Annotated in this window: 9 protein-coding genes; 4 read left to right on the forward strand and 5 right to left on the reverse strand. The window is 74.2% G+C overall.

Translation table 11 applies throughout. The annotated features are described in order from the left end of the window. Nucleotide 1 precedes the first annotated feature (1 nt). The 4 genes from ACSU6Z_RS07065 to rsmH all read right to left on the reverse strand — a co-directional run bounded on the left by ACSU6Z_RS07065 (nt 2) and on the right by rsmH (nt 5,144). Nucleotides 2–1,522 carry a UDP-N-acetylmuramoyl-L-alanyl-D-glutamate--2,6-diaminopimelate ligase gene (locus ACSU6Z_RS07065; RefSeq protein WP_437050214.1) on the reverse strand — a complete coding sequence of 507 codons (1,521 nt, stop codon included), beginning with the start codon at nt 1,520–1,522 and terminating at the stop codon, nt 2–4. A gap of 174 nt (nt 1,523–1,696) precedes the next feature. Continuing rightward, on the reverse strand, nt 1,697–3,691 hold the full coding sequence (locus ACSU6Z_RS07070; RefSeq protein ID WP_437043919.1) for a peptidoglycan D,D-transpeptidase FtsI family protein: 1,995 nt from the start codon (nt 3,689–3,691) through the stop codon (nt 1,697–1,699). Then, complete coding sequence (locus ACSU6Z_RS07075; protein WP_437043921.1) at nt 3,688–4,146, reverse strand: hypothetical protein; 459 nt, start codon at nt 4,144–4,146, stop codon at nt 3,688–3,690. The genes ACSU6Z_RS07070 and ACSU6Z_RS07075 overlap by 4 nt, the downstream gene beginning before the upstream one ends. A gap of 41 nt (nt 4,147–4,187) precedes the next feature. Continuing rightward, nucleotides 4,188–5,144: a 16S rRNA (cytosine(1402)-N(4))-methyltransferase RsmH gene (gene rsmH, locus ACSU6Z_RS07080; RefSeq protein ID WP_437043922.1), complete on the reverse strand. Its 957-nt coding sequence runs from the start codon at nt 5,142–5,144 to the stop codon at nt 4,188–4,190. A gap of 471 nt (nt 5,145–5,615) precedes the next feature. Here rsmH and ACSU6Z_RS07085 point away from each other — a divergent pair, with 471 nt between their 5' ends. The 4 genes from ACSU6Z_RS07085 (at nt 5,616) to ACSU6Z_RS07100 (ending at nt 11,164) form a co-directional block, all read left to right on the forward strand. Further along, on the forward strand, nt 5,616–6,137 hold the full coding sequence (locus tag ACSU6Z_RS07085) for a beta-class carbonic anhydrase (RefSeq protein ID WP_437043924.1): 522 nt from the start codon (nt 5,616–5,618) through the stop codon (nt 6,135–6,137). A gap of 262 nt (nt 6,138–6,399) precedes the next feature. After that, nucleotides 6,400–7,437: an AAA family ATPase gene (locus tag ACSU6Z_RS07090; RefSeq protein WP_437043926.1), complete on the forward strand. Its 1,038-nt coding sequence runs from the start codon at nt 6,400–6,402 to the stop codon at nt 7,435–7,437. Further along, the gene (locus ACSU6Z_RS07095; RefSeq protein WP_437043928.1) at nt 7,437–8,795 is read left to right on the forward strand and encodes a DUF58 domain-containing protein; all 1,359 of its coding nucleotides are present in this window, start codon (nt 7,437–7,439) and stop codon (nt 8,793–8,795) included. The genes ACSU6Z_RS07090 and ACSU6Z_RS07095 overlap by 1 nt, the downstream gene beginning before the upstream one ends. After that, complete coding sequence (locus tag ACSU6Z_RS07100) at nt 8,795–11,164, forward strand: transglutaminaseTgpA domain-containing protein (RefSeq protein ID WP_437043929.1); 2,370 nt, start codon at nt 8,795–8,797, stop codon at nt 11,162–11,164. Before ACSU6Z_RS07095 ends, ACSU6Z_RS07100 begins: the two co-directional genes overlap by 1 nt. 133 nt (nt 11,165–11,297) lie before the next feature. On the opposite strand, the gene ACSU6Z_RS07105 is transcribed toward ACSU6Z_RS07100, so the two are convergent. Next, nucleotides 11,298–11,693: a DUF3040 domain-containing protein gene (locus tag ACSU6Z_RS07105; protein ID WP_437043931.1), complete on the reverse strand. Its 396-nt coding sequence runs from the start codon at nt 11,691–11,693 to the stop codon at nt 11,298–11,300. Nucleotides 11,694–11,815: the final 122 nt, after the last annotated feature.

Raw genomic sequence — 11,815 nt, forward strand, 5'->3', positions numbered from 1 at the left:
TTCATCCCTGGGTTTTCTGGATTGCTTCGCGAAGCACCTGGCGGTCGTCGAAGGGACGGACCACCCCGGCGATGTCCTGGCCCTGCTCGTGGCCCTTGCCCGCCACCAGCACGGTGTCGCCCGGCTGCGCGCGGGCGACGGCGGCGGCGATGGCGGCGGCCCGGTCCTCGAAGACCTGGACCTCGCCGCGCTCGTGCGCGGGCACGGAGGCCGCGCCCTGGAGCATGGTGGCGAGGATGGCGAGGGGGTCCTCGGAGCGGGGGTTGTCGGAGGTCAGTACGGCGGTGTCGGCGAGCCGGGCCGCGGCGGCGCCCATCGGGGCGCGCTTGGTGGTGTCCCGGTCGCCGCCGCAGCCGAGGACGACGTGCAGCCGGCCCCCGGTGACCTTGCGCAGGGCGCGCAGGACGGACTCGACGGCGTCGGTCTTGTGGGCGTAGTCGACGACCGCGAGGTACGGCTGCCCGGCGTCCACGCGCTCCAGCCGGCCCGGCACGCCCGGCACGGCGGCGACGCCGTCGGCGGCGGCCTGCGGATCGAGGCCGGCGGCGGCGAGGGCGACGATCGCGGCGAGGGTGTTCGCCACGTTGAAGGGGCCGGCCAGCGGCGACCGGGCGGCGATCCGTTCGCCGTGCGGGCCGGCCGCCGTGAACGTCGAGTCCATCGGCCCGACCCGCACGTCCTCGGCCCGCCAGTCGGCGTCCGGGTGGCCCTCGGCGGAGTAGGTGACGACCGGGACGGTCGCCTCCGCGGCGAGCCGGCGGCCGTACTCGTCGTCCACGTTGACCACGCCCAGCCTGCTGCGCCGCGGCGTGAACAGCTGTGCCTTGGCCCGGAAGTAGTCCTCCATGTCGGAGTGGAACTCCATGTGCTCCGGGCTGAGGTTGGTGAAGACGGCGACGTCGAAGACGCAGCCGTCGACCCGGCCGAGGACGAGGGCGTGGCTGGAGACCTCCATGGCGACCGCCTCGGTGCCGCGCTCGCGCATGACCGCGAAGAGGGCCTGGAGGTCGGTCGCCTCGGGGGTGGTGCGCTCGGACTTGATGCGCTCGTCGCCGATGCGCATCTCGACCGTGCCGACGAGACCGGTGGTCCTCGCCGTCCGCAGGCCGCCCTCGACGAGGTAGGCGGTGGTGGTCTTGCCGGAGGTGCCGGTGATGCCGATCTGGAGCAGGTCGCGGCCCGGGTGGCCGTAGATCGTGGCCGCCAGCTCGCCCATGTGCCCGCGCGGGTCGTCGACGACGAGGACCGGCAGGCCGGTGGCGGCGGCGCGCTCGGCGCCGGAGGGGTCGGTCAGCACGGCGGCGGCGCCGAGGCCGGCGGCCTGGGCGACGAAGTCGGCGCCGTGGGCGCGGGCCCCGGGCAGGGCGGCGTACAGGTCGCCGGGGCGGACGGCGCGCGAGTCATGGGTGATGCCCGTGACGTCGGCGTTCTTCTCCGGCGCGGTGACACCCAGCTGATCGGCGAGTTCCGCGAGGGGTGTGGCGGAGACCTGCACCGGCCGGGGCGGACCCGGATATGTCACGGGGTGGCCCTTCTGGGTGGTTCGGGACTGATCAGCGTGTGGCACGGCGGTGAGCGTACCGGGCGCGCCCGCTTCCGGGCGAAGTGAGGGGCGGGGGGCTTCCTGGTTCCCGGAATCGGGGGTGATCGTTGTCACGGGGTGGTTCCTGGTGGCTCGGTCCTGCATCGGTGCTGATCAGGGTTTGAAGGTGACCGGGAGGTTCGCGGGGGCGGCGCCGGTCGGCGGGACCTGGAGGGTCTTCAGGGCGAACTCCATCACCTGCTTGTAGACGGGGCCGCAGATCTGGCCGCCGAAGTAGCTGCCCTCGGTGGCGTTCTGGATGGCGCAGTAGACGGTGACGCGGGGCTTGTCGGCGGGCGCGAACCCGGCGAACGACGAGGTGTAGCCGTGGTACTTGCCGGTGGCCGGATCCACCCGGTTGGCGGTACCCGTCTTGCCCGCCACCCGGTAGCCGGGGATGCGCGCCTTGGTGCCGGTGCCCTCCTCGTCGTCCACGACGGACTCCAGCATGCGGGCCAGGGTCTTCGCCGTCTTCTCGCTGACCACCCGTGTCCTCTCGGGCTCGGGGGCGGGGGTGAAGCGCCCGTCGGGGCCCTTGGTGCCGCGCACGAGCGTGGGCTCGACGCGGACGCCGCCGTTGGCGATGGTCGAGTAGACGGACGCCGCCTGCAGGGCGTTGATGGACACGCCCTGGCCGAAGGGGATCGTGTACTGCTGCGAGGTCGACCACTGGTCGGGCGGCGCGAGGATGCCCTTGGTCTCGCCGGGGAAGCCGAGCCCGCTGTAGCTGCCGAGACCGAACTTGCGCAGGTAGGAGTAGAGGACCCGGTTGGCCTCCCGCTGGGTCTTGCCGAGCTGTCCGGTGGCCAGGATGGTGCCGATGTTGCTGGACTTGGCGAGCACGCCGTTGAGCGTGAGGTACCAGGTCGGGTGGTCGACGTCGTCCTTGAAGAGCCGGTCGCCGCGGTGCAGCCGGTTGGGCACGACGACGTGGGTGGTCGGCGTGGCCGCGTTCTCCTCCAGCACGGCCGCCATCGACATCACCTTGGCCGTGGAGCCGGGCTCATAGGCGTCCTGGAGCGCCGCGTTGCCGAGCGCGGCCGGGTCGGCCTCCGAGAGGTTGTTCGGGTCGAAGCCGGGCGAGTTCGCCATGGCGAGGATCTCGCCGGTGCGGGTGTCCTGGACGATGACGTAACCGCCGTCCGCCGCGGACTCCCTCACCTGCTCGGTGATGGCGTGCTGGGCGGCCCATTGGATGTCGCGGTCGATGGTGAGCTCGACGTCGCTGCCGGGCACGGCGGGCGTCTCGTTGGCGCCGATCGTGGGCACCTGACGGCCGCCGGACTGGGCGTAGCGGATCTCGCCGTCCTCGCCGGCCAGCGTCTTGTCCAGCTTCCGCTCCAGACCGCCGCTGCCCTCGCCCTCGGAGTTGACCCAGCCCAGGATCCCGGCGGCGAGGTCGCCGTTGGGGTAGATCCGCTTGCTGCTGGGATCGGCGAAGACGCCCGCCAGGACGTTGACGGCGGAGTCGTCCTTCTCGGCCTTCTTGGCGAGCGCGGTCTTCAGGTCCTTGATCTGGTTCCAGACCTCCGGGGTCTTGCCGCGGGCGAGCCGGACGTAGCGCAGCTCCTTGTTCTCCGGGCGGAGCCTGGCGGCCAGTTCCTCCTGGTCCTCGCCGAGGATCGGGGCGAGGAGGGCGGCGGCCTGCTCCGGCCCGTCACCGATCTTCAGCTGCTCGCGCGTGAACATCGTCGGGTCGGCGGTGATGTCGTAGGCGTCCACGGTGGAGGCGAGGGCGACGCCGTTGCGGTCGGTGATGCCGCCGCGCTCGGCGGGCAGGGTGTGGACGACGTACCGGTTCTGTTCGGCCTTGGCGACGTACGTGCTCGCGTCGACGGCCTGCACCTGCAGCAGCCGTACGACGAAGGCGGTCATGACGAGGGTCAGCGCCAGGCCGATCATCCGCAGCCGGGGGCGGGGGCTGGCCAGCTTCAGGGGGCGCGAGGCGGCCTGGCGGGGCGGGGCCGGGCGGCGGGCCGGGCGGGCGCCGGGGCCCGGGCGCCGCTGGGTTCCGGGACGGCGCTGGGCGCCGGGGCGGGCCGGCCGGGCGGGCCCGGGCACGCGGCGGCGCGGCGGTTGCCTGCCGAAGTCGTCGACCACTTCCGTCACCTGCCAGGGGTCGTGGAGGGCATGGGCGTGGCGGCCGGGGCGGGCGCGGTGAGGGCCTCGGGGGCGAGGACGAGCGGGGTGGCCGCGGCGGAGGCGGGGCCGGGGACGCCCTTGACGGTGCCGTCCGGCTCCAGGAACGCCGGGTCGCCACCGGGCACCATGCCGAGCTCGCGGGCCCGGCGCAGCAGGGCCTGCGGGGCGGAGTAGGCGTCGATGTCCCGCTGGAGGGACTGCTCCTCGTCGGTGAGGCTCTTGGTCTCCTCCTTCAGGTCGTCGAGCTGGAAGGAGCCCTCGCTCAGGGCGGAGTTCAGCATCAGCAGCCCGATGAGGCCGCCGCCGAGGAGGACGACGACGAGGAGGACGAAGGGGGTACGGGCAGCCTGCCCGCCACCCGGCGGGAGGAGCCGGGCGAGCCTGGCCGCCCTCCCCTTCAGTTCGGGTTTCTTCCCGCTCACGCGCTCCCCTCCCGGCCGGGGCGCCGCGCCTGCGCCCGGTTTCACTCGGCGTCCTCCCTGATGCGCTGGGCCCCGCGCAACCGGGCCGGCGCCGCTCGCCGGTTCTCGGCGATCTCCTCCTCGGTGGGAAGTTCGGCACCGCGGGTGAGCAGCTTGAGCCGGGGCGCGTAGCGCTCGGGGACGACCGGCAGGCCGGGCGGGGCGGTGTTCGCGGCGCCGGCCGCGAAGACCTGCTTGACCAGCCGGTCCTCCAGGGAGTGGTACGACAGCACCGCGATCCGCCCGCCTACGGCGAGCGCCTTGACGGCTGCCGGGATCGCCCGCTCCAGGACGGACAGCTCGCCGTTGACCTCGATGCGCAGCGCCTGGAAGGTGCGCTTGGCCGGGTTGCCGCCGGTGCGCTTGGCGGCCTGCGGCAGCGCGTCGCGGATCAGCTCCACCAGGCGGGCGCTGGTGGTGAACGGTTCCTTCTCGCGCTCGCGCACGATCGCGGCGACGATCCGCTTGGCCTGCTTCTCCTCGCCGTAGGCGCGCAGGATCCGCACCAGCTCGCCGGGCGGGTAGGTGTTGAGGACCTCGGCGGCGCTGATGCCGGTGGTCTGGTCCATGCGCATGTCGAGCGGGGCGTCCTGCGCGTAGGCGAAGCCGCGGTCGGCCTCGTCGAGCTGCATGGAGGAGACGCCCAGGTCGAACAGGACGCCCTGCACGCGCGGGACGCCGAGCCGGCCGAGGACGTCCGGCAGTTCGTCGTACACGGCGTGCACCAAGGTGGCGCGCTCCCCGTGGGGCGCGAGGCGCTCGCCGGACAGGCGCAGGGCCTCCTTGTCGCGGTCCAGGGCGATGAGCCGTGCCCCGGGGAACCGCCGCAGCAGTGCCTCGCTGTGCCCGCCGAGGCCGAGCGTGCAGTCGACGACCACCGACCCCGGCTCCTCGAGGGCGGGCGCCAGCAGGTCCAGGCAGCGCTGGAGCATCACCGGGACGTGTCGACTCTGGCTCAAGGGGGCCTCTCAGATCCGGTGAGCGGTACGCACCGCCGGGTCCCCGCCCGCTCGTGCGGTGGAGACGGCCCGCCGGCGCCGGAAGCGTCAGCCGACCGGGAGCGGGAGGAGGCCGAGCCGTACGTACGCGCCGCGCACGTGGGAAGTCTCCGGCAGCGGCGCCGGGGTCTCCGTGGAATTTCAGTCAGCGGGAAGAGCCTCGCCTCCCGCTTCGCGTCACTTTAGTCCACCGTGTCGCCCGGTCAATCAACCGGCCTGCGCGTCGCGGAAGCCGCGGGCGGAGAGCGGCACGGCCCGGGACTTCACCCGTACGGGTGAGGGCGCACCACTCCTGGGGATGAGTGGGCCGTGACGCCCCGCTGACCGCCTCCGCCGCTTTGCGCCCGCCGTCGCGTCCCCGCCCGCCCCCGTTCTCCGTTCACCCCCCCCTCTTGCGCACCGGGAGGGCGCCTGACCAGTACGGTTTTAACCATGACGAACTCTGCATCGGTTCCCGCCGACTCCGCCACCGACCGCTTCCTGGAGGCGAACGCGCGGTACGCCGCCGCCTTCGCCGACGCCGGCCTCGACTCCCGCCCCGCCCTGCGCACCGCCGTCGTGGCCTGCATGGACGCTCGTCTGGACGTGACCGCCGCGCTCGGCCTGAACAACGGCGACTGCCATGTCATCCGCAACGCGGGCGGCGTCGTCACCGACGACGTGCTCCGCTCCCTGACCATCAGCCAGCGCAAGCTGGGCACCCGCAGCGTGGTCCTGGTCCACCACACGGGCTGCGGCATGGAGACCCTCACCGAGGACTTCCGCACCGAACTGGAGAACGAGGTCGGCCAGCGCCCCGCGTGGGCGGTGGAATGCTTCCAGGACGTCGACCAGGACGTGCGGCAGTCGATCGAGCGGGTGCGCACCTCGCCGTTCCTGCCGCACACCGACGACGTGCGCGGCTTCGTCTACGACGTGAAGACGGGCCTGCTGCGCGAGGTCACCCCCGCCTGACCGCCCCTCCCGCCCCGGAACACCCCGCCGCACAAGCGCCGCAAAAGGCCCGAAGGGCCGACATGTCGCGGGCAGTTGTCCACAGGCGAGTGACACGAATCGGTAACGGCGGCAAGAATGCGGGGAGTGGCGTCGCGCGGAACCATTCACGCGTGGTGTCCGTGTTTCGGGGCGGGCCGGTCCGCAGCGTCGCGCACCGGTCCGGAAAGCTGGGGTACCCCTTGCTCCTTGGCGAGCGCGGGGAAGGGCCGAGGAGGGCCGGGTGACGACCTATGACGATCGAGCGAGCCTCACAGACCTGACCGCCGTGGCCGAGCGCGTGCGCGGTTCGGTGGAGGGCGTGATCGAGGGCAAGCCCGAGGTCGTACGGCTTTCGCTGACCGTGCTGCTCGCCGAGGGACACCTGCTGATCGAGGACGTCCCCGGGGTCGGCAAGACCATGCTCGCCAAGGCGCTGGCACGGTCCGTCGACTGCTCGGTGCGGCGCATCCAGTTCACGCCCGACCTGCTGCCGTCGGACATCACCGGCGTGTCGATCTGGGACCAGCAGCGCCGGGACTTCGAGTTCAAACCGGGCGCGGTCTTCGCGCAGGTCGTGATCGGCGACGAGATCAACCGCGCCTCGCCCAAGACGCAGTCCGCGCTGCTGGAGTCGATGGAGGAGCGGCAGGTCACCATCGACGGCCAGACCTACGAACTGCCCAGCCCCTTCATGGTGGTGGCGACGCAGAACCCGGTCGAGATGGAGGGCACCTACCCGCTGCCGGAGGCCCAGCGCGACCGTTTCATGGCGCGGGTCTCGGTGGGTTACCCCAGCGCGGAGGCCGAGCTGCGGATGCTGGACGTGCACGGCGGCGTCTCGCCGCTGGAGGACCTGCAGCCGGTGGCGCACGCGCACGAGATCGTGAAGCTGATCGAGGCGGTCCGGGGCGTCCACGTCGCCGAGCCGGTGAAGCGGTACGCCGTGGACCTGGTCGCCGCCACGCGCGCCCACCCCGACCTCAGACTCGGCGCCTCCCCGCGGGCCACGCTGCACCTGCTGCGCGCGGCGAAGGCGTCCGCCGCCCTGAGCGGCCGGGAGTACGCGCTGCCGGACGACGTGCAGGCCCTCGCCGTCGCCGTCCTGGCCCACCGGCTGCTGCCCACCGCCCAGGCCCAGCTCAACCGCCGTACCGCCGAGCAGGTCGTGCAGGAGATCCTCCAGCGCACCCCGGTGCCCGCGGCGCCCCCGCAGCCGAGCGGCTACGGCCTGGCCCCCGACGGCCCGGTGTACGGCCGGCAACCGCCGCGGAGGCTGTGATGTCCGCCGGGGGGACGGGGCGGGCGGAGACCGGCCGGGGAGGCCGAAGCGGTCTGCGCACCGCCCTGGCCGGCCTGACCACGCGCGGGCGCTCCTTCCTCGCCGCCGGTGTCGCCGCCGCCGTGTGCGCCTACACCCTCGGCCAGAGCGACCTGCTCCGTGTCGGGCTGCTGCTGGCGGTGCTGCCGCTGGTGTGCGCCACCGTGCTGTACCGCACCCGCCACCGGGTCGCGGGCAGCCGCCGCCTCTCCCCCGCGCGGGTCCCCGCCACCGGCGAGGCGCGGGTCCACCTGAGCGTGGAGAACGTCTCGCGGCTGCCCACCGGCCCGCTGATGCTCCAGGACCGGGTGCCCTACGTGCTCGGGCCGCGCCCCCGCTTCGTGCTCGACCGGGTCGAGGCGGGCGGCCGGCGCGAGGTGTCCTACCGGGTCCGTTCCGACCTGCGCGGCCGCTATCCGCTGGGGCCGCTCCAGCTGCGCCTGTCCGACCCGTTCGGGATGTGCGAGCTGACCCGGTCCTTCTCGGCGCACGACACCCTGACCGTGATCCCGCGCGTGGTGCCGCTGCCGCCGGTCCGCCTCGGCGGCGAGGCCAAGGGGTACGGCGACGGGCGGCAGCGTTCGCCGGCCCTGGCGGGCGAGGACGACGTGATCCCGCGCGGGTACCGCTACGGCGACGACCTGCGGCGCGTGCACTGGCGCTCCACCGCCCGGCACGGCGAGCTGATGGTGCGCCGCGAGGAGCAGCCCCAGCGCGCCCGCTGCACGGTGCTGCTCGACACCCGGGGCGTCGCCTTCGACGGCGCGGGCCCGGACTCCGCCTTCGAGTGGGCGGTCGCGGGCGCGGCCTCGGTGCTGGTGCACATGCTGGAGCGGGGCTTCGCGGTGCGGCTGCTCACGGACACCGGCAGCACGGTGCCCGGCGAGGGCGCCGGCGGGTTCGCGGAGGCGGGCCAGGGGACGGCGGACGCGGCCGGGCTGATGATGGACACCCTCGCGGTGATCGACCACTCCGACGGCACCGGGCTGTCCCGGGCCCACGACGTGCTGCGCGGCGGCGAGGGGTTGCTGGTGGCGTTCTTCGGCGACCTCGACGAGGAACAGGCCGCGGTGGCCGCGAGGATGCGGCGGCGCAGTGGGGGCGCGGTCGCCTTCGTCCTGGACAGCGGGACCTGGCTGCGGGAACCGGCCGACGTGCCCGGCCCGTCGGACCGGAGCGGGAAGTGCCTGCGGAGGCTGCGCGAGGCCGGCTGGACGGCCCTCGGGGTGGAGCGGGGCGCCTCCTTGGAGGAACTGTGGCGCCTGGCGGACCGGGACCGCGCGGGTGCCGCCGCGGCGGGTGGCGGGGAGGGCGCGTGATGAGCGGACGGGGACGGTTGGCGCTGTGCGCGTGGGCGGCCACGCTGACGGCGGCCTGTGCGCTGCTGCCGCTGGTCGACCCGGCCACGTGGATCCTCCAGGCCGCGATCCTGCTGGCGATCCAGTCCGGGGTGGGCGCGGCGTGCCGGCGCGTGCCGCTGGCCCGGCCGCTGACCGTGGTGGCGCAGAGCGTGACCCTGCTGGCGCTGCTGACGCTGGTCTTCGCCCGCGAGCAGGCTCTCGCCGGGCTGGTCCCCGGGCCCCGGGCCCTCGGCCGCTTCGGCGACCTGCTGCAACAGGGCGCCGACGACATCGCGCGGTACGCGATCCCGGCCCCGCTGGAGTCCGACGGCATCCGGCTGATGCTGGTCGGCGGGGTGCTGCTCGTCGGGCTGCTGGTGGACGTGCTCGCGGTGACCTTCCGCGGCGCGGCACCGGCCGGGCTGCCGCTGCTGGCGCTGTACTCGGTGGCCGCGGGACTGTCCGACGACGACATCGACTGGCTGTGGTTCCTGCTCGCGGCGGCCGGCTACCTGACGCTGCTGCTGGCCGAGGGGCGGGAGCGGATCGCCCGGTGGGGACGGGTCTTCGGCGGCGCGCCGGGCGGCGCCCTCGCCCCGGTCCGCACCGGGCGGCGCATCGGCGCGGTCGTCCTCGGCATCGCCGTGGTGGTGCCCCTGGCCCTGCCGACGATGCGCGGCGGGCTGCTGGACGACGCCGGCCCGGGCGTGGGCTCCGGCACCGGGAGCGGCGGCACGATCTCCGCGGTGAACCCGCTGGTCTCCCTGCGCGACAGTCTCAACGTGGACGAGAACCGCCAGGTCCTGTCGGTGCGGACCAGCGCCAGGAGCCCCTCCGACCTGTATCTGCGCATCGTGTCCCTGGACGACTTCGACGGCACCACCTGGAAGCCGTCCAGACGGCAGATCACCGCCGTCCCGGACGACGCCTTCCCCGCCCCGCCCGGCCTCGGCCCCGACGTCAGGCGCGCCCGGATCGAGACGACGATCGGCGCCGCGGACTGGTACGCCCAGGACTGGCTGCCGATGCCGTATCCGCCGAGCGGTGTGCGGGTCGGCGGCGACTGGCGCTACGAACCGGTCGGCATGACCCTGGTCGGCGACCACGGGCAGAACACCCGGGGCCTGACGTACGAGGTCAGGAGCCTGGACGTGCAGCCGACGGCGGAGCAGCTCGCCGGGGCTCCGGGGCCGCCGGCGGCCCTGGCGCGCGAGTACACCGAGCTGCCCGGCTCGCTGCCGGCGGTGGTCTCCCGCACCGCCCGCGCCGTCACCAGGGGCTCGGCGAACGACTACGACCGTGCGGTCAAGCTCCAGGAGTACTTCACGGTCACCGGCGGTTTCCGGTACGACACCCGGGTGCAGGTCGGCAGCGGCTCCCAGGCGATCGCCCGGTTCCTGCGGGACAAGGAGGGCTTTTGCGTCCACTTCTCCTTCGCGATGGCGGCGATGGCCCGCTCCCTGGGCATACCGGCGCGCGTGGCGGTCGGTTTCGCGCCGGGGACGCCGCAGGCGGACGGCTCGATGTCGGTGACGCTGCGCGACGCGCACGCCTGGCCCGAGCTGTACTTCGAGGGCGTGGGCTGGACCCGCTTCGAGCCCACTCCCACCCGGGGCACGGTGCCGTCGTACACCGTGCCGGACGTGCCCGGTACCGCGCTCCCGGACGTCGCGCAGCCGTCCCGGGAGGCGTCGGCGGCGCCCTCGGCCGCGCCGTCGGCGAGCGAGAGCTGCGCGGTGGAGCAGGAGAGGGCGCGGGCGTGCGTGAGCGAGTCGCAGCAGGCCGCGCCGGCCCAGGACGACGACGGCCCGAAGTGGCACGTGGTGCCGCTCCGGGTCCTCGGCGCTCTCGCCGTACTGCTGATACCCCTGTCACCGCTGCTGTGGCGGCAGCGGATGCGGGCGGTGCGCCTGGGGGCGCACGGCCGGACCGGGGCCGGCGAGGCACCGCGCACCCTGGCGGTCTGGCAGGAGCTGGCCGACACGGCGTGGGACTTCGGGATCGCGCCGGACGAGTCGCAGACCCCGCGCAGGGCCGCGGCCCGGATCGTCCGGCTCGGGCGTCTCGACCCACGGGCCGCGGCGGCGGTGCACCGGGTGGCGGACGCCGTGGAGCAGGTCCTCTACGCCCCCCGGCCCCGCCCGGCGGCGGGACTCGCCGACGACGTCCGCCAAGTGACGGCCGGGCTGCGCGCCGCGGCCGGCCGCGGCGCGCGGCTGCGGGCACGGTTCGCCCCGCGTTCCGCCGTACGGGTGATCTGGGCGGCTTCGGCCTGGTGGGCCGGTGCGCAGGCCCGGGCCGCCGCCGTACGCCCGGCCCTGCGCCGGCCGTCCCGGCAGCGGGGCTGAGCGACGGGCCGTCCGCGGCGGGGAAGGACATGGCGGACATGGGTGAGGGGGCGGCCACCGGTCGGTGGCCGCCCCCTCACCCATGTCCTCGTCTGTGCCCGGTGGGCGTCGTCGGTGGGCCGTCGCTCGTCGGCTAATGGCCCCGTTCGTCGCGGCGCCGCTGCCACCGCTCCTCGATGCGGTCCATCATGGAGCGCCGCTGCCGTGCCTGATGGCGGGCGTGCGGGGCACCGGCCGCCGGCTGTTGCTCACCCGGTTTGGGGGCCTTGCGCCAGCCGGTCACGGCGAGGACCGCGCAACCCAGCATGACGAGGAAGCCCACCACACTGAGCCAGACCTGCTTGGCGACCATTCCTGCCATGAGGAGCGCAATACCTGCGAGGAAGCCCGCGACCGCCTGGTAGACCCGCCGCCGGGTGTACGTACGCAGCCCGCTTCCCTCAAGCGCCGACGCGAACTTGGGATCTTCGGCGTACAGCGCTCGCTCCATCTGCTCGAGCATGCGCTGCTCGTGCTCCGAGAGCGGCACGGAGTCCTCCTCATCGTGCAGTCGCCGGGGCGACCCTGGGGGGTCTCTTCAGGATAGGCAGGGAATCGCCCCCGTGAAACCCGCCCCTCTGCGCCAATTGGCCAACCGGACTCCGTCACGGA

It is taken from the genome of Streptomyces sp. enrichment culture (assembly GCF_964273145.1).
Taxonomy (GTDB): Bacteria; Actinomycetota; Actinomycetes; order Streptomycetales; family Streptomycetaceae; genus Streptomyces.

Coding starts and splice junctions, on each gene's coding strand:
- ACSU6Z_RS07095 (WP_437043928.1), top strand. CDS start 7,437: ATGTCCGCCGGGGGGACGGGGCGGGCGGAGACCGGCCGGGGAGGCCGA.
- ACSU6Z_RS07100 (WP_437043929.1), top strand. CDS start 8,795: ATGAGCGGACGGGGACGGTTGGCGCTGTGCGCGTGGGCGGCCACGCTG.
- ACSU6Z_RS07085 (WP_437043924.1), top strand. CDS start 5,616: ATGACGAACTCTGCATCGGTTCCCGCCGACTCCGCCACCGACCGCTTC.